At 52.3% G+C, this 16,216-nt stretch carries 18 protein-coding genes; 14 read left to right on the top strand and 4 right to left on the bottom strand.

Annotated elements, in window-relative coordinates; genetic code table 11:
• From METLU_RS0107935 to METLU_RS0107870, 12 genes are all read left to right on the top strand, one after another.
• The gene (locus METLU_RS0107935) at positions 1 to 1,320 is read left to right on the top strand and encodes a bifunctional cobalt-precorrin-7 (C(5))-methyltransferase/cobalt-precorrin-6B (C(15))-methyltransferase (RefSeq protein WP_027157753.1); all 1,320 of its coding nucleotides are present in this window, start codon (positions 1 to 3) and stop codon (positions 1,318 to 1,320) included.
• Positions 1,289 to 2,104, top strand: coding sequence for a precorrin-2 C(20)-methyltransferase (gene cobI / locus METLU_RS0107930; protein WP_231383572.1), 816 nt, complete (start codon positions 1,289 to 1,291; stop codon positions 2,102 to 2,104). Before METLU_RS0107935 ends, cobI begins: the two co-directional genes overlap by 32 nt.
• A complete protein-coding gene (locus METLU_RS0107925; protein ID WP_027157751.1) occupies positions 2,101 to 2,847 on the top strand; it encodes a cobalamin biosynthesis central domain-containing protein in 747 nt (248 codons plus the stop codon). The genes cobI and METLU_RS0107925 overlap by 4 nt, the downstream gene beginning before the upstream one ends.
• Entirely contained in the window at positions 2,847 to 3,251 is a 405-nt protein-coding gene (locus METLU_RS0107920) for a cobalamin biosynthesis protein (RefSeq protein ID WP_027157750.1), read from the top strand. Before METLU_RS0107925 ends, METLU_RS0107920 begins: the two co-directional genes overlap by 1 nt.
• A complete protein-coding gene (gene cobJ / locus METLU_RS0107915) occupies positions 3,248 to 4,627 on the top strand; it encodes a precorrin-3B C(17)-methyltransferase (protein ID WP_027157749.1) in 1,380 nt (459 codons plus the stop codon). Before METLU_RS0107920 ends, cobJ begins: the two co-directional genes overlap by 4 nt.
• A complete protein-coding gene (locus METLU_RS0107910; protein ID WP_027157748.1) occupies positions 4,620 to 4,970 on the top strand; it encodes a (2Fe-2S) ferredoxin domain-containing protein in 351 nt (116 codons plus the stop codon). Before cobJ ends, METLU_RS0107910 begins: the two co-directional genes overlap by 8 nt.
• Before the next feature lie 134 nt (positions 4,971 to 5,104).
• On the top strand, positions 5,105 to 5,329 hold the full coding sequence (locus tag METLU_RS0107905) for a phosphoribulokinase (RefSeq protein ID WP_155920496.1): 225 nt from the start codon (positions 5,105 to 5,107) through the stop codon (positions 5,327 to 5,329).
• Between the two features lie 337 nt (positions 5,330 to 5,666).
• Positions 5,667 to 6,551: a LysR family transcriptional regulator gene (locus tag METLU_RS0107900; protein WP_027157746.1), complete on the top strand. Its 885-nt coding sequence runs from the start codon at positions 5,667 to 5,669 to the stop codon at positions 6,549 to 6,551.
• 31 nt (positions 6,552 to 6,582) lie between these two features.
• Complete coding sequence (locus tag METLU_RS0107895; protein ID WP_027157745.1) at positions 6,583 to 7,497, top strand: quinoprotein relay system zinc metallohydrolase 2; 915 nt, start codon at positions 6,583 to 6,585, stop codon at positions 7,495 to 7,497.
• Positions 7,498 to 7,562: 65 nt separating this feature from the next.
• Positions 7,563 to 8,396 carry a quinoprotein dehydrogenase-associated SoxYZ-like carrier gene (locus tag METLU_RS0107890; protein WP_027157744.1) on the top strand — a complete coding sequence of 278 codons (834 nt, stop codon included), beginning with the start codon at positions 7,563 to 7,565 and terminating at the stop codon, positions 8,394 to 8,396.
• Positions 8,397 to 9,111: 715 nt separating this feature from the next.
• Positions 9,112 to 9,594, top strand: a complete 483-nt coding sequence (locus tag METLU_RS0107875; RefSeq protein WP_027157743.1) for a hypothetical protein — start codon at positions 9,112 to 9,114, stop codon at positions 9,592 to 9,594.
• Positions 9,595 to 9,642: 48 nt separating this feature from the next.
• Entirely contained in the window at positions 9,643 to 12,516 is a 2,874-nt protein-coding gene (locus METLU_RS0107870) for a dockerin type I domain-containing protein (protein ID WP_027157742.1), read from the top strand.
• 455 nt (positions 12,517 to 12,971) lie between these two features.
• On the opposite strand, the gene METLU_RS0107865 is transcribed toward METLU_RS0107870, so the two are convergent.
• Genes METLU_RS0107865 through METLU_RS0107855 form a run of 3 tightly spaced genes read right to left on the bottom strand, consistent with a single transcriptional unit; the run spans position 12,972 to position 14,008 of the window.
• On the bottom strand, positions 12,972 to 13,367 hold the full coding sequence (locus METLU_RS0107865; protein ID WP_027157741.1) for a hypothetical protein: 396 nt from the start codon (positions 13,365 to 13,367) through the stop codon (positions 12,972 to 12,974).
• A gap of 10 nt (positions 13,368 to 13,377) precedes the next feature.
• Positions 13,378 to 13,539 carry a hypothetical protein gene (locus METLU_RS27825; RefSeq protein WP_196806521.1) on the bottom strand — a complete coding sequence of 54 codons (162 nt, stop codon included), beginning with the start codon at positions 13,537 to 13,539 and terminating at the stop codon, positions 13,378 to 13,380.
• A 13-nt stretch (positions 13,540 to 13,552) separates the two neighbouring features.
• A complete protein-coding gene (locus tag METLU_RS0107855) occupies positions 13,553 to 14,008 on the bottom strand; it encodes a DUF302 domain-containing protein (RefSeq protein WP_027157740.1) in 456 nt (151 codons plus the stop codon).
• 40 nt (positions 14,009 to 14,048) lie between these two features.
• Between METLU_RS0107855 and mobA the strand changes: the two genes are divergently transcribed.
• Both mobA and METLU_RS0107845 read left to right on the top strand, forming a co-directional pair.
• A complete protein-coding gene (mobA, locus tag METLU_RS0107850; RefSeq protein WP_027157739.1) occupies positions 14,049 to 14,642 on the top strand; it encodes a molybdenum cofactor guanylyltransferase MobA in 594 nt (197 codons plus the stop codon).
• A gap of 8 nt (positions 14,643 to 14,650) precedes the next feature.
• Positions 14,651 to 15,151 (top strand): endonuclease V, encoded by a 501-nt coding sequence (locus METLU_RS0107845; protein ID WP_027157738.1) that lies wholly within the window; start codon positions 14,651 to 14,653, stop codon positions 15,149 to 15,151.
• 94 nt (positions 15,152 to 15,245) lie between these two features.
• Here METLU_RS0107845 and htpX read toward each other — a convergent pair whose 3' ends face one another.
• Positions 15,246 to 16,118: a protease HtpX gene (gene htpX, locus METLU_RS0107840; protein WP_027157737.1), complete on the bottom strand. Its 873-nt coding sequence runs from the start codon at positions 16,116 to 16,118 to the stop codon at positions 15,246 to 15,248.
• Between the last annotated feature and the right edge of the window lie 98 nt (positions 16,119 to 16,216).

Raw genomic sequence — 16,216 nt, 5'->3', positions numbered from 1 at the left:
ATGACCCATCCTTGCCGGATTATCGGCGTACTGGACAATGGCGCTGCAGGCTTAACGCCGGAAGCGCTGGCGCAGCTGCAATCTGCCGATCTGGTGATTGGCGGCCACCGTACCTTGGCATTATTTGCCGATGCAATACGCGTCGATGCCGAACGTCATGATCTGACCGGCAATTTGCCGCAAGTTCCTGTCTGGATAAGTGCGGCCCGTGAGGCCGGCAAGCAGGTCGTGGTGCTGGCGACGGGCGATCCTTTATGCCATGGCATTGCCAGTTTTCTTATTAACAAGCTCGGCCGTACAGGCGTGGACATACTGCCCAATCTTTCCACACTGCAACTGGCCTGCGCAAAGCTGGGCCTGGCCTGGCAGGACGTTCGCATCAGTTCGGTGCACCATCGCGACGCCGGCGAATGGACTATTGGCGCCACGCCGGAACATGGCTTGTACCCTTTACTGTCTTTACTGCGCCAGTCGGATCTGACCGCTGTCTTCACCAGCCCGGAAAACACCCCTGCACGCATCGCTCGGATGTTGCAAATCGAGTCTCTAGAGGACGAGTTCGAGATGGCCGTAGCGGCATGCCTGCTGCAGGATCAGGAGCAGGTTTCTGACTGGCTGACCATCAATGCGGCCGCTGAGCGCCGCTTTGCCGATCCCAATATCGTCCTGTTGCGCCGCCGTCAGCCTGCCGCTCGCGAAGCCCTGTTTGGGCTGCCCGATGATCGCTTTAACCAGCGCAAGCCCGACAAAGGGCTGATTACCAAACGGGAAGTCCGGGCGGTATCGCTGGCAAGGATGGCTTTATTGCCGGACAGCGTGGTGTGGGATATCGGCGCAGGCTCCGGCTCGGTCGGGCTGGAAGCAGCGAGATTGTGCCCGCAAGGCCATGTCTATGCCATCGAAAAAAACGAAGCCGATGCCGCGATTGCCCTGAGTAACCGGGCCAGCCTGCGGGCCAGCAACTATACATTGCTGCATGGCCGTGCGCCGGCCGGACTGGAAAACTGGCCCGATCCGGACGCAGTGTTTATCGGCGGTTCCGGCGGCGAATTAAGGGAGCTGATCTCGCTTTGCCTGCGACGGCTTCGTCCGGGAGGCAATCTAGTGATGAATTTTGCCACCTTCGAAAATATAACCACCGCGATCGACACCTTAAAAGCGACGGGGGCGCAATGGGATGTGATTCAACTGCAAGCCGCACGCAGCCAGCCTATTTTGAATATGCACCGCATGCAGGCAGAAAACCCGATCTGGATTGTCTGCGCTCATCAGTGCGAACCGGATTGCAGTGAGCAAAACTTGGAACAAAGCTATGACTAAACCACAAAGCGGCCGGCTAATCGGCGCCTCACTCGGCCCCGGCGATCCGGGACTGATTACCCGGCATGTCTGGGAATTGTTGCAGCGGACTGACGCGCACTGGGCTTATCCGGTGCGGCGCAAGGACGCCGAAAGCCATGCGCTGCAGATTGCATTGCGCGCGGGGCTGACGCTGCCTGAAGCGCATTCGCCGCTGATTTTCCCGATGACCCATGACGCCGATATTCTGGCTGGCTACTGGCTGCGTGCCGCCGAAACGGTGCTGGCCCGCCTGCACGCCGGTCAGGACGTGCTGTTCCTGGTCGAGGGCGATGCCTCCACCTATTCGACCTTCGGCCATCTGGCCCGCACTGTGCGCGCGCTGGACGAAAGCATCGTCATCGAAACGATTCCCGGCGTGCCATCGTTTAACGCCGCCGCCGCCCGTGTGGCCATGCCGCTGGCCGACACCGACGAAACCGTGGCGATTATCCCGGCCAGTTACGGCATCGCCATGATCGAACGCCTGCTCAATGACTTCGACACGTTGGTGCTGCTGAAGGTGAAACCTTTGTTGGATGATATTCTCGATCTGCTGGAACGACGGGCTCTGCTGGCTGATGCTGCTTTTGTCGAGAAGGCTGGCACGCCTCAGGAGCGCATCGAACGCGACGTGCTGCAATTGCGCGGGCAGAAGGTGAATTATTTGTCGCTGCTGCTGGTGCGCAACCCTGATCGCCAGCGCGGCGAAATGATCCGCGGCTGCCGCAAAAAAACATCTGAATCCACTGAAGAGACTTTATGATCACACCCTCACAGCCCCGTGTCGCGCTGGTAGCGATTACCAAGCACGGCTTATCCCAAGCCCTGCGCCTGGCCGCACAATTGCCGGATGCGTGCCTGACCGTATCGGAAAAATTCGCCCCCGAACTGCCCGCCATCAGCAATCCTGTTGAAGTACTGCCCGGCGCACTGAGCGCCAATATGGGCGGCCTGTTCGTGCGCTATGATCAGCTGGTGCTATTTATCTCGCTGGGCGCCGTGGTACGGCTGATTGCACCGCACCTTAAATCCAAGGACGAAGACCCGGGCGTCGTGGTCGTGGATGACGCAGCGCGTTATGTGATCCCGGTATTGTCCGGACACGTGGGTGGCGCCAATGCCTTCGCCGAACATGTAGCTGCTTTGCTGGGTGCCGAAGCGGTGCTGACCACCGCCTCTGATGTCGGCAAGACCATCCCGGTGGATATTCTCGGCCGTGAGCTGGGCTGGCAGGTCGAGGCACCGAAAATCAACATTACCCGCGTCTCGGCGCATGTCGTCAACGAGGAGCCTATTGCTTTCGTACAGGAAGCGGGTGCTAAAAACTGGTGGATACGACCCACGCCGCTACCTGCCAATATTCATCTGTTCGAGCGTTTCGAGGCAGTCGATTTGTCGCGGTTCAAGGCGGTGCTCTGGGTGACCCGCCGTGACATCGCCCCGGAACTGTGGGAGCAGCTCGCCGAACGTTTGGTAGTCTACCGGCCGCCACTGGGGCAGGACTGATGAAAGTCATACTGGGCCTGGGCTGTGACCGCAACACCTCTTTAGCCACTCTGCGCACGGCAGTCGAACAGGCATTGACTCTGGCCGGGTTGGATAAAACCGCTATCGCGGGCGCAGCCAGTATAGACAAGAAAAACGACGAGATGGCCATTCTGCAACTGGCTGACGAGCACGACTGGCCGCTGTATTTTTTTACCGCGCAGCAATTGGCGCAAGTGCCGGTGCCCAACCCTTCCGAAACCGTGCGCAAGTACATGGGTACGCCTGCCGTCGCTGAGGCGGCCGCATTGCTGGCGGCAGACGCCGATATGCGCGCACTGCTACTGGAAAAACACAAATACCGCGGCGAGGATGGCAAGAACGTCACGGTATCAATCGCAAGCATGAAAGAGAACAACGCATGAAGAAAGGCAAAATTTTGCTGGTGGGTTTCGGCCCCGGAGCGCCGGAACATATGACCTATCGGGCCCGTGCTGCTATCGCCGAGGCCGATGTAGTGATCGGCTATTCCACTTACATCAAACTGGTGCAGGAACTGTTGGAAGGCAAGGAAGTGGTGCGCAAGGGTATGACCGAAGAGATCGACCGCTGTATCGAAGCTTATGATCAAGCCTTGCTGGGCAAGACCGTAGCGTTGATTTCATCCGGCGACATCGGCGTTTACGGCATGGCTGGGCCGACTTACGAAGTGCTGTTGCAGACCGGCTGGACGCCGGACAGCGACATCACAGTGGAAGTGATACCCGGCGCCACAGCGCTGAATGCCTGCGCCGCGCTGGTCGGCGCACCGCTGACGCATGACTTTTGTTCGATTTCGCTATCGGATCTACTCACTCCCTGGCCGACTATTGCTCGACGGCTGGAAGCGGCGGCACGCGGAGATTTCGTCGTGGCACTGTATAACCCCAAAAGCGGCCGGCGCACTGGCCAGATTGTCGAGGCACAACGCATCCTGCTACAACATCGCCGCCCAGAAACGCCGGTCGCGATCATCAAGTCCGGCTATCGTCAGCGCCAGACGATCCAGATGACCACGCTGGCGCAAATGGCCGACTGCGAGATCGGCATGCTCTGCACTGTACTGATCGGCAATAGCAGCACGTTTGCCCGCGATGGCCTGATGATCACCCCGCGCGGTTATGCCAACAAATACGACAACCTGACCGGTATGGCGAAAACCGGCGAACAGGCGGGCCGCTCCCTGAGTATGGGGTTGACTGGCTGGCATGCCTGCGTGCGCAGGTATCTGCGCGAAAATCCGACCGTTACGCTGCGTGAGACGGCCGCGCACTTTGACGTGCCGCTAGGCGAGATTCTGGCCGCCATTGCCGCGGCGCAGCCTGATGATGAGACGGGCGATCTGCAAGCGCGATGGACGTCTGGTGACCAGATCGACGCGGTGCTGAACGCCGCCAAAGACTGGGGGCAGCTACGTGCCGTGATCCGCAGCGAGACCGGCGCAGTGGCCGAATTGCTGTTGGAAGCTAAGGATTTCACTCGCCGTGGCGACTGGCTGAATATGACGAATGCGTATTGCCATCTGCATGTCGACCGTCAGCGCATTGCCAGCGCCTGGTTTCTCAGTCAAGGCGACAGACAACACGGCATCTATTGCATGGATGCTCGCGGTTCAGTAGTTTTCTCGCTGTTGCTGGTGAAGGCCGGCGAGGCATTCGATGCCGTCGCGCTCAAGGCTTACCGTAGCGCTTGTGAGCAATATGGACAAGCTATTGTCGCTGTCGAAGATACGAAAACTGAAGAGGTGACAAGCGATGACTGAGACGGTAATGCCGGAAAAACCCAAAATGAGCGACTACAGACGCCACCTGCTGGTGTGTACCGGTCCGCGCTGCACGCTGAACGGTGAATCGCAGGCGCTGTTCGATAGCCTGGGCGCTAAATTCAAGGCTGCCGGGTTGGATCAGGGCGCATTGCGCGTCAAGCGTACCCGGGTGTCATGTTTCGCCTCCTGCAAAGCGGGACCGATCGTCTGCGTACAACCGGACGGGGTCTGGTATTACAACGTCAACGATACCAACCTCGATCGCATCATTCATCAACATCTGATCGGCGGTGAACCGGTGGCCGAGCTGATTTTCCATCAAGGACCAGGCTGCAAGTGAGGGCTGATACCATCGCCTGCCAGATGAGTGCCAGATAGGGGATATAAGGCCAAACCCCAGAAAATTCCGTGAAGCCAATTTCCGCTTATTTCTCAGCAGAATTCTCCGTAATTGATGCCAAAAACAGAAAGTTTTTGGCATCAATCATAATCAAACCAGGGCTGAAAAGCATCAATTTGGCAAAATACATCAACGCATTAGGGCCGCGCTTAACCCGGCATGGCTACAATGCCAAGGCCCTGGCTGAACTGCTTGATACCAAACCCGCTGAAATACGGTCATTCTTGCAGGGCAACCTGACTCCAGCCCGGACACAGGAATTGCAGAACAGCCTGTTGGCGATTGGGATTCCTCTCTGATTTCTTATTGGCGCACAATGTGGGTCCTGAGCGATGTTTGCAGGCTGTTGGCAAATAATGCCGGCCTATTGGCAATTAATCCGGGTCGAAAAAATGGCTGTTTGCAGATCCTGCGATTTATATTTGCAGGCTGTTACAGCTAATGAATGTCATCTTAGCTTTAATCCTTACAGGCGGTATCAGTTTTGACTCATGAATATCGATTTTAAATTGTCAATTTTTTAAAGTAAATATCACGAATAATGATATTATTAAAGGCTAATGTTCGAGTCTTTTAACAATCCTGAACTTCAATAGAAAACTAAAAATACTCGAGAAAAATTATCAGGAAATTGCATTGAATCCCAATCATTTACTTACTTTCGCCGTCGTTGCCCGTTTCAAGAGCATTACGCTGGCCGCGCAGCATCTGCATCTGGGACAACCGGCTGTATCAGGACAGCTGAAGCTGCTGCAGAGCGAGGTCGGCGAGGCGCTTTATGAGCGCAAAGGCCATCAGATCGAATTGACGCCGGCCGGAAAAGGCTTGCTGGAATATGCCCAGAAAATGGATAACGATTTCAATCAGGCTATTGACTATGTGCGCTGCTTGCAGCAGATCAATACCGGTTTTCTGCGCTTGGGATCCACGACCACGATCGCCAGCTTTTATTTGCCCCAACATGTTGTGCAACTTCAGAAGCTGTATCCGGGCGTTCAGGTTTTTATGAAGACCTGGGATACGGCGGAAATCATCCGCAACCTGGGCGATCTTGATCTGGGTTTTATTGAAGGGCCGGTGAACGAGGATGAACTGCCCGGCAATTATGAGGTTGTGCCGTGGCAGGATGATGAAATCGTGCTGGTTTTGCCGGAGGATCATAGCGTGGCGCAGGAGTACCCCGAAAGCGTGCCCTTGGAGGTCTTCACCCAGCATCCGGTGATCTGGCGCGAGCCCGGTTCGGGGGCCAGACACGTGGTCGAACGGGCATTGGCGGCGGCCGGTATCGTTGCGCCCGTCAGTATCGAAGTGACCGGGGTTTCGGGCATCAAGGAGTCGGTCAGGGCGGGGCTGGGCATCGGTTTCGCCTCTTCCCAGGCGCTGCGCCATGAGGCTAAAGGTCTGGTGGCGCGGCGCATCAATCCCCCGAATGGCCTGGTCTGGCATTTGAATATTGTCGCGCCTAAGCAGGTCATTCAGTCCCGGGTCACCAAGGCATTTTTGGAATTATGCCTTAAATAAATAAGATTCAGGTTTTTACTAGAGGTAAGTGATGAGATTTTTGTTGGCTTTAATTCTATTGATAGGCAGCGCCTACGCGACAGCCGCGCCGGTCCTGTCGGTAACGGAAGTCGCTCCAGAAGTTTACGTGCATTTGGGCGTGCATGAGTTGCCCGACACTAAAAATCATGGCGCTATCGCCAACATCGGATTTATCGTCGGCGAACGCTGCGTGGCGGTTATTGATACGGGCGGCAACCCAGAGCAGGGCAAATCCTTGAAACTGGCGATCAAACACATTACCTCCAAGCCGGTTTGCTATGTCATCAATACGCATGTCCATCCGGACCATATCTACGGCAATACTGCCTTTAAAGAGGAAGGGGTCAAGTTCGTCGGCCATGAGAAGCTGGCTCGGGCCATGGCGACACGCGGCACTTATTATATCGATAAGGCGGCCGATCAGATCGATGTCAAGTTAAGGGCCAGCGACATTATTCCGCCCGATATAGCCGTTAAGGATCATCTGGATCTCGATCTGGGCGGGCGCACATTAAAACTGACGGCTCATCCCGCGGCCCATACCGATAACGATCTGACCGTTTATGATGAACGGACCGATACCTTATGGATATCCGATCTGCTGTTTATAGAGCATTTGCCTGTGATAGACGGCAGCCTGAAAGGCTGGCTGGCCGAGCTTAAAAAGCTGGAAAGTCATCCTTATAAGACCGTGATTCCGGGCCACGGGCCGATAGTCAAGGATTGGCCGAAAAGCATGCAGCCTGAAAAAGACTATCTGGAAATGCTGCTGACGGAAATCAGGGTCATGATCAGGCAGGGCAAATATCTGGAAGAGGCCGTTGAAACAGTCGGTTACTCGGCCAAGGGACAATGGCAGTTGTTTGACCAGTTCCACCGCAAAAACGTCACCACCGCTTTTGCCGAACTGGAATGGGAAAATTGATTTTACGATGCCGGCAGTTTTAAGGACTTGCCGGTGTTTTATTTAGCGATTGGAGTTTTTATAGCATGAAGAAACAGAAAATAAGATCCTGGCTTTTTGTTCTGCTGCTGATGCCGGCTCTGGCTTTGGCTGAAGGCGATGAGGCCGAATGGAATAACAAATTGAAAGATCAGTATTTTTCCGGTAAATCGATTGAAGAGTCCAATGGCATCATAGAAATCGAAGCGCCTTACCGGGCCGAAGATCCGGCGCTGGTGCCGATAAAGATTGTAAGCAAGGTACCTCAAGCCAAAGACAGCTACATTAAAAAAATCCTGGTGCTGGTCGATAAAAACCCGTTTCCTTACGTCGGGGAGTTTGAATTTACGCCGGAAAGCGGCAAAGCCGATTTGGCGATGCGGATTCGCGTCAATACCTACAGTAACATCCGCGCTATTGCCGAAATGAATGACGGCAGGCTGGTTATGGCCAAGAAGTTCGTTAAGGCCAGCGGCGGTTGTTCCGCACCGATAGGCGCCGATCTCGATGCCGCCATGCAGCGTCTCGGCAAAATGAAATTCAGGCTCGATGAGGGGGTTAAAGTCGGCGAGCCAAATCTGGCCCAGTTGCTGATCAGTCATCCGAATATTACAGGTATGCAGATGGATCAGGTCACACGGTTCGTGAAGAAATCTCACTTCGTCAAAGAAGTGCGCGTTTCATTTAATGACAAGCCAATCCTGACCGCCAAGACCGATATCGCGATCAGTGCCGACCCTAATTTCAGGTTTTATTTTGTCCCGGACAAAGCCGGTGTGTTGAAGGCCGAGGTTGCAGACACCTCATGTGAAAGTCCGACCAGCCGCGATGCTTGTACGGCCGGCAACAGCTATAGTGAAACTTATACGCTCAATCCCTGATCCTGAGCTGAAAGTTCATCCGTATAATCAATATAAATGTTGCCAGATTACTGGGGCATTTATTATTTAATCAGAAGCATAGCCCGAATGCCTGAAGAAATTCAGGCATTCGTCGGTCTGAAAACGAGCCATTAATTGGCCGATATGCGCCAGAGATTTTCATAAGTCCGTTCCGCCGCTTTGCGCAGAAACGCCTTAAGCTTGGCGAATACCTGCTCAATCAATATAATCCAAAGTAAGACCTGAACTGCAGTGCAAGCGGGTCGTTGGCATGCAATAAATTGTGATGTCTATCACATAATAGGCTATCGTAGCCAGCTTCTATGTTGAGTGGCCATTTAAATTCAACTATAGTCTAAACCCTCTGACTTAATAATGGATTTACCCACCAGAACTGATACAGGCTAAGTCAGATAGAGGCTGGACTATAGATATAATTGCATGGAGATCGATCTTGCACCGCATCGTTTATTGCAATCCTTTTTAAATAAGCTCTTCGTATTTGGTTAATTCTCATCAGCCAGGAAATAATAATCTACACTTGGACTATCCTTACCATAGTCAAATAGACGTTTTCTGAAAAATCAGGCTGGACAAGGACCGAAATTTTCGATGCGGCCAATCTGCCTTCTATAAGAAGAGCAAAAATTTCTATTGGGTTAGGCCGCTTATCTTTTTTACTAACCCCATTTCCAGTTAATAAGCATTTACAGCTATGCCTAATAACATAAATCACAGTTATTTTTCACGCCTATTGAGTACTGCTTGCATACTTGTTGCGATATTCGTCGGCGAAGGTTGCGCTAGCGGAGATCCCCGTCCCGTCAGCGCCACTCAACGCGAAGCGGAAATACGCGAGCTGCTGCGCGACAACCTTTCCTGGTCGTTTGGCACCCATTCCCTTACCAAGCCTTATAAATGGCCAGACGAAGATGATGTTACCGAGGTGTTCGAGCAACTTACCGACGCCGATATTCCTATTCTGATCAACATTATCCGCGCCGATGTGGCGCAAGGGAAAGGACTTTTGAATGCGGAAACCAATTCCGCTATTTGGGTACTCTCTTTTTTTAAAGAGAAAGCAAAAGTACCGGTATTACGGCTTTACCATGATCCAACGATCTCACAGGCTGAAAAAGCAATATGGAAAGATGAGTTAGATGCAATTGAGGTAAGGTCAACAACAATTTGGCGGTAATTATCGCCAATATCCACAGTAAAGAATCACTAAGATCAGGAGAAACTTGTGATACAAAAGCCATTTCATTTTATACGGCTCTCAATTGTCGCGACAATCTGGGGAACGACACTTCTGCCGATAGATGCCGGAGCCTTTGTGCCCGGCGGACTCAAAGGCGCAGCGACGGGTGGAAAAAGCCATAAACAGATGACCCGGGATGCGCTCGACGTGCTTTATGCCGAGTACGGTTTTGGTACCGGCGCCTGGCCACTCTCCAAAACCATGGACTATGCGCGAGAACAGATCGCGGACGCCAACGCTTCGGTAGATGACGTTTATGCCTCGACAAGCGCACGGCATTGCGATGCGGAGAATTTGCAGGCGTGCAGCGACCTGACCAAAAGCTTATTCCAGGAAACAGTCGATGCGCTCGGAAACGAAGACGCGGGATCTGCCCGTAAGTCGCTTGGTGAAGCCTTTCATACGCTGCAGGATTTTTATTCGCACAGTAACTGGATAGAACTGGGCAACAACATACCGCATCCCGACCTTGGCAAAGGCGTTATTGCCAACATTGCGCCAAAGGATGCGCAGACATGTATCGATGCACCTGCGCTGGATCTTTGCTTCGCTGACAATTTGACATCTTCATACCTGACCAGCGGGTATTTTTCTGACCAGGACAGAACACATTTATACGAGCCTGGTAAAAAATGCGCCCATGGAGGTTCCTTTGACCATACTGATGGCTATGGCGGCATCAATAAGGATTCGAGCACCTGTTTTGTTATGGCCGGTGCAGTCCCCGTCGGTGTTTCGCCTCATGCAGATGATAACCCGGCGGCGTCCACGGTGGCGCATAACGCTACCGTTGAAGCGCTGTATGCGATCAAGGAACAAGTCAGTGACCGTGAATTCAAAAGTCTGCTTGGCATTGGCCCATCACTGGCGTTCGCTGTCGATACCACTGGCAGCATGGGATCGGTGATCAATGGAGTACGAACGGATATTCAAAACATTTTGAATTCAAGGTTTGGCACTCCGGATGAACCAACGCGTTATATTCTGTCTCCCTTTAACGACCCCTCCACAGGACCGCTGACTTCTACAAACGACTCCGATCGCTTCTTGGATGCGCTGAACAACCTTTACCCATGGGATGGCGGTGATTGTCCCGAACTGGCAATGAGAGGCGAATATGATGCATTGGTCGCCTCGGACAGCGGAGGAGAATTATTCATGTACACGGATGCGAGCGCAAAAGATGCTTATCTCGAACCACAAGTAAGTACTGTCGCACAGCAGAAGGATGTCAAAGTTTTTAATGGTCTTTATGGGCGATGCTCGCCTTATGATCCGGCCTATTTCGCTATCTCCAACAGTTCCGGAGGACAAACGTTCCTCCTGCAGCCAGGAAAAACCGCAGGCTTTTCGCAGTTGGCGAATCTCCTGTCACGTAGTAATGCCGCGGATATTATGGCAGTTGCCGGGCCATTGGGGACTACTGTAGTCGATCATTACTTTCCCGTGGATCTTCAAACCAGTCGAATCACGGTTTCGGTGACCAGTACCGGTGTTTCCAGTATTTCAGTAATCCGCCCTGACGGCAGCATTGTCTCCGCCAATGATCCTGGAGTCATGCAGCCGTCTATCCCGACGGCGGCAGGCTCTGCAAAAATTTACTCGATCGATGCGCCGCAATCCGGCAACTGGCGAATTTCGATCCAGGGCACCGGCGATTATTCGGCCCTGGTCAATGGCGATAGCGCTCTGATGTTCAATGCCTTCCGGTTTGTCGAGCCAGGAGGACGTCCGGGGCATGAGGGATATTTTCCTATCACCGGCTTCCCCATTATGGGCAAAACACAAGAGGCCATCGCACGATTGTCGGGCAAGCCGCAATCCGTCTCTTTCGAGTTTCGGACGCGGAGCGGGCAAGCCATACAATCTTTCAAACTGGAATCGCCCGATGCTGATGACAACGAACTGCTGGGGAAATTAACTGTTCCCGCACAAGAATTTGTTGTCTATGCCATGGGCAACGATGCAAACGGACAGCCATTCCAGCGTGTACGCGCATCCCAATTCTCGCCGCAATCGTTTGCCATTGTTCCGCCAGTCGCAGTAAACATGGGCCGCGGACAGGATACTCCTTATATTTTTCAGATAAAAAATTATGGAGCCGATGCCACATTTAACTTTTCGGCGCTTGATGACAAAAACTATCAGGTCAGCCTGACACCCAAGTCGGCAGACATTCCGGCAAACGGCAGCGCCGATGTCAGAGTGGTAATGCATCCGCCTTTAACGGCGGCGGTCGGCACGCCGGATACACTGACTTTCACTGCGATACAATCAAACAATCCCAAGGCGATTAATTTTGCTGTGGTTCAAAGCAATGTGGCTGATGCGATTCTCCCTGGCGATGCCAACCGCGATGGCATAGTGAATTGTGACGATTTTGCATTGGTCAAAATCTCGCTCGGCAGCAAAGCGGATGATGCCGCATTCAATCCGGCACTGGATGTGAATAATGATGGATTAGTGGACGAGCATGACCTGGCGGCAATCAATGCGGAGGATAAAGAACCGCCCGTGATCAATAGCCTGGAAGCCACTCCAAATATTTTATGGCCGGCAAACCATAAAATGATTGCAGTATCGGTAAAAGCAACCGCGACGGATTGGTGCAGCATACCGCCGCCCGTGTGTAAGATTGTTTCTGTCAGCAGCAATGAGTCAGCCAATGGTTTGGGTGATGGGAATACCGATTCTGACTGGGAAGTCATTGGCGATCTCGCAATGCAATTGCGGGCCGAGCGTTCTGGGCAAGGCAGTGATCGAATATATACAGCCAATGTTCAGTGTACTGATACATCAGGTAACGGAATCACTGATTCGGTGAATATCACAGTCCCACAGTCTTCGGCAATTCGCTGACAGCCGAACTATTTAGTCGGTTTGTGCCGTTGTAGTCTTTTAAAATACAAGGTGAAAGTAGATTTTTTCGCCTTGTATTTTTTTTCTAAAATATCGACCCTATTACCCAAGTTTAATTAACCTCAGTTCGGTTCAAGAGTTTGGGCAAAAGGTGATAGATCAGTAGGTCAATGTTCAATGATGGACCAAAGAGTGCCTGACTTTTATGTACCGATTCAGGTTTGGAATTTCAAACCGGTCATCTACTCTCACCCCAAAAACATTCCAAGCTTCGTCAACTTGATGACGGCTAGTGATTGCATATCCCAAAAACGGTTAGATAACGCTGCTTCAGGACGAAAACACGAAGTTCACGAAGAGGTCCGAAGCAAATACTTCGTGTCCTTTATACTCTTCGTGGTTTCATGCCTTAAGTGTGGCAGGTGGCGGCTAATCGTCGGCCACTCTACCTTGCCTTATTTTACGAAACAGCTTTTCTCTGCATATTCCTCGGCTTCATTAAGCCGCTTGCGCAGATCCTTGGCGCGTTCAGGATCGCGAAAAGCACCACCACCCTCGCCAGGCATTTTGCGCAAATATGAAACGGTTTGCGCCGCCTCGTATTCCTCGAATTTCAGCTTCTCGGCAATTTTATCGATCTTGCAGCCACAGGCGTATTGGGTGATGTAAGTCAGTCCGCCGTGTTTGGCCACGCAGTTCAGAACGTATTCGACGCGATCCCGGGTAGGATAATCGCTGACGAAAGGCGCTGGCTCGGCCGCTGCCTCTTCGGCGGGTTTTTCCGGCGTGGCGGTGCAGCCTGCAAAGAGGGTCAGTAAGGCAGCGCTTAAAATTGAATTGATGTTTTTCATTGATAGTTTCTTATTCCCATAAGTCAGAAAGTGAAAAAGTATGCTCGGCGAAAGGAGCGGTGGCTATTGGATCGTCGTCGGCATAAGAACCGGCCAGCAGCCAATGCCGGTCGTGCAATTCATACGCCTCCAACGTTTGCAGGATGGCTTGCTTGAAAGCTGTATTTGCCATAGTGTTTTATCGCTCATTGTTCGATGGCAAAATCGACAATTTGTTTTAACAGCTCGTTCATTTTAGCGGAGAATTCGTTCAATTCCGGATTTTCAGTATCAGTAGGCAGCAAATGTGTCGATACGATGGTTTTGCCTTGGTAATTATACATGACTACATTGCAGGGCATGTGTCTGACCGAATGCGGCGACATCAATAACAGTGTTTTGGCATGCGTCAGATTGCAGAACTGTATCGTGTCATAGTCGGGAAAATCCGCGGTACCTCGATCGCGTATGACTTTACCGATGCGGCTGTGTCCGGTTATTCTGAAATTGTTTTCGGCGATGGCGCTTTCCAGTTCAGCCAGGACATCATCGTAGGGTTTGGTTGTCTCCACCTGATAATACGGTATAAATTCGCCGACCGGCTGCGATGCGCATCCCGCCATAACCAGCAGGCAACTGAAAAAAATGGATCGTTGAAACATCTATAGGTCACCTAATTCAAGGGTAAACAAGCTTATCATTATGAACAGTCAAACAAAAGTAACAGGCGTGATTCTCGCCGGCGGACAGGCCAGGCGCATGAACAACCAGGACAAGGGACTGGTCAATTTCAAAGGCCGGCCGATGATCAGTTATGCCATCGCCGCCATGATGCCCGTTGTCAACCAGCTCATCATCAATGCCAACCGTAACCGAGAGCGCTACCAGCAGTTTGGCTTGCCGGTCGTGGCCGATCAAACCGACACCTTCGACGGGCCTTTGGCCGGCGTATTAACCGCCATGATATACGCCGACGCGGATGTGCTGCTCATCATGCCCTGCGATTCGCCTTTAGTGACGGCCGAACATTTGCGGAAACTGCTGTCAGCGCGCGCCGAACAGGGGGCCGACGTTGCCGTGGCCTTTGACGGCGAGCGTCTGCATCCGGTTTTTATGGTCATCAGGACCGTGCTAAAAAACAGTCTGGAAGCATATCTCGCAAGCGGCCAGCGTAAACTCGATCTGTGGCTGGAACAGCAGAACATGGTGAAAGCGGACTTCAGTGATACGCCTGACATCTTTGTTAATATCAATTCTATGGCTGAGTTGTCAGCGCTGGAGGCCGACGGTAATTAATTCAACCGATGATATTGGCTGTAGATGTTGACTATCGGGATAGTGGCGCGTCCATTGCGGGCATTGCCTTTGAAAACTGGCAGGATGAAAACGAGAAAAGCGTGTTCAGGAGCAGGCTCGACGATATCGAAAATTATATACCCGGGCAATTTTACCGCAGGGAACTGCCTTGCATACTGAAGCTCATCGAAGAGCATCAAATCGTAGCTGATTCAATAGTCATTGATGGGTTTGTCTATTTGGACGGCAAATCAAGGCCGGGCTTGGGTAAGCATCTGTATGACGCACTGCAAGGAAAAGTCAGAGTGCTGGGCGTCGCCAAAAGGCCATTTAAAGGTATAACTCAGGAATGTGAGCTCTATAGGGGAATGAGTAGAAGACCGCTCTATATTACAAGTATTGGTATGCCGTTATCCGAGGCAAAGTTTCACATTAAATCCATGCATGGCGAATACAGGATGCCTGCTTTGCTGAAGAAGGTCGATCGGATTTCCAAAGCGATGCCATAGCGAAAAGGCGGGCATTCGTCGGTGATGATGGAACTATTTGGCGGAGGCTTTTAAGAAAGCCGGACAGCGATCTGCCCGGCTTGGGTGAATAAAATCAGCGCTGGTTTTGCAGTGCGGCAATACGCTCTTCCAGCGGAGGATGGCTCATGAACAATTTTTGCACGCCACCGCCGTTAATGCCGAACGCAGCCAGTTGACCGGGCAGGTCTTCCGCGTGACCGCGTTGCAAAGCCCGTAGCGCATTGATCATTTTTTGGCGTCCGGCCAGATTGGCGCCGCCCGCATCGGCCCTGAATTCTCTATAGCGAGAGAACCACATGACCAGCATGGTGGCCAGAAAGCCCAGCGCAATTTGCGCAACCATCTGCACGATGAAATAGGCCGGGCCGTGCCCTTCTTCGGTTTTGAAGACGACCCGATCGACCACATGGCCGATCACGGTGGCGAAAAAGTAAACGAAGGTGTTTACCACGCCCTGCATCAATGCCATCGTGACCATATCGCCGTTAGCGACATGGCTGATTTCATGACCGACAACCGCTTCCACCTCGTCGGCATTCATGTTTTGCAGCAGGCCGGTGCTGACTGCGACCAGGGCGCTGTTTTTGTTCATGCCCGTAGCGAATGCATTTGCCTCCGGCGTCTGGAAGATACCGACTTCAGGCATGCCGATGCCGGCTTGTTTGGCATGTTTGGCGACGATATCGACCAGCCATTGCTCAGTCTGGTTTTGCGCATGTTCAATCACGTGAACGCCCATGGCATTTTTGGCGGACCATTTGGACATGATCAGTGAAATTATTGAACCTGTCATGCCGATAACTGCCGAAATGATCAGCAAGGCGTTAAGATTGAGATCCACGCCGTGTGCGTCGAGTGTGCCGCTCAAGCCCAAAATATTAAAAACGATACTGATGACAGCCAGTATCGCAACGTTAGTCGCTAAAAAAAGAAGAATACGCATCATGGTCAAAAGTCCTTGAATAGTGAAAAGTTGCCATTGATATAGGGACGGAATAAATTAATTCAATAGAGTTCCGGAATGACAATATAAATAAAAATTTA

The organism is Methylobacter luteus IMV-B-3098 (assembly GCF_000427625.1).
GTDB lineage: Bacteria > Pseudomonadota > Gammaproteobacteria > Methylococcales > Methylomonadaceae > Methylobacter > Methylobacter luteus.
Note: the sequence above shows the minus strand (reverse complement) of the source record. Positions and strands in the feature narration are given on the sequence as shown.

Excerpts from the sequence above, each read along its gene's own strand:
- cobJ (WP_027157749.1), top strand. The coding sequence starts at position 3,248 with ATGAAGAAAGGCAAAATTTTGCTGGTGGGTTTCGGCCCCGGAGCGCCG.
- METLU_RS0107920 (WP_027157750.1), top strand. The coding sequence starts at position 2,847 with ATGAAAGTCATACTGGGCCTGGGCTGTGACCGCAACACCTCTTTAGCC.
- METLU_RS0107910 (WP_027157748.1), top strand. The coding sequence starts at position 4,620 with ATGACTGAGACGGTAATGCCGGAAAAACCCAAAATGAGCGACTACAGA.
- METLU_RS27825 (WP_196806521.1), bottom strand. The coding sequence starts at position 13,539 with ATGGCAAATACAGCTTTCAAGCAAGCCATCCTGCAAACGTTGGAGGCG.
- METLU_RS0107845 (WP_027157738.1), top strand. The coding sequence starts at position 14,651 with ATGATATTGGCTGTAGATGTTGACTATCGGGATAGTGGCGCGTCCATT.
- METLU_RS0107895 (WP_027157745.1), top strand. The coding sequence starts at position 6,583 with ATGAGATTTTTGTTGGCTTTAATTCTATTGATAGGCAGCGCCTACGCG.
- htpX (WP_027157737.1), bottom strand. The coding sequence starts at position 16,118 with ATGATGCGTATTCTTCTTTTTTTAGCGACTAACGTTGCGATACTGGCT.
- METLU_RS0107875 (WP_027157743.1), top strand. The coding sequence starts at position 9,112 with ATGCCTAATAACATAAATCACAGTTATTTTTCACGCCTATTGAGTACT.
- mobA (WP_027157739.1), top strand. The coding sequence starts at position 14,049 with ATGAACAGTCAAACAAAAGTAACAGGCGTGATTCTCGCCGGCGGACAG.
- METLU_RS0107890 (WP_027157744.1), top strand. The coding sequence starts at position 7,563 with ATGAAGAAACAGAAAATAAGATCCTGGCTTTTTGTTCTGCTGCTGATG.
- METLU_RS0107925 (WP_027157751.1), top strand. The coding sequence starts at position 2,101 with ATGATCACACCCTCACAGCCCCGTGTCGCGCTGGTAGCGATTACCAAG.
- METLU_RS0107935 (WP_027157753.1), top strand. The coding sequence starts at position 1 with ATGACCCATCCTTGCCGGATTATCGGCGTACTGGACAATGGCGCTGCA.
- METLU_RS0107865 (WP_027157741.1), bottom strand. The coding sequence starts at position 13,367 with ATGAAAAACATCAATTCAATTTTAAGCGCTGCCTTACTGACCCTCTTT.
- METLU_RS0107855 (WP_027157740.1), bottom strand. The coding sequence starts at position 14,008 with ATGTTTCAACGATCCATTTTTTTCAGTTGCCTGCTGGTTATGGCGGGA.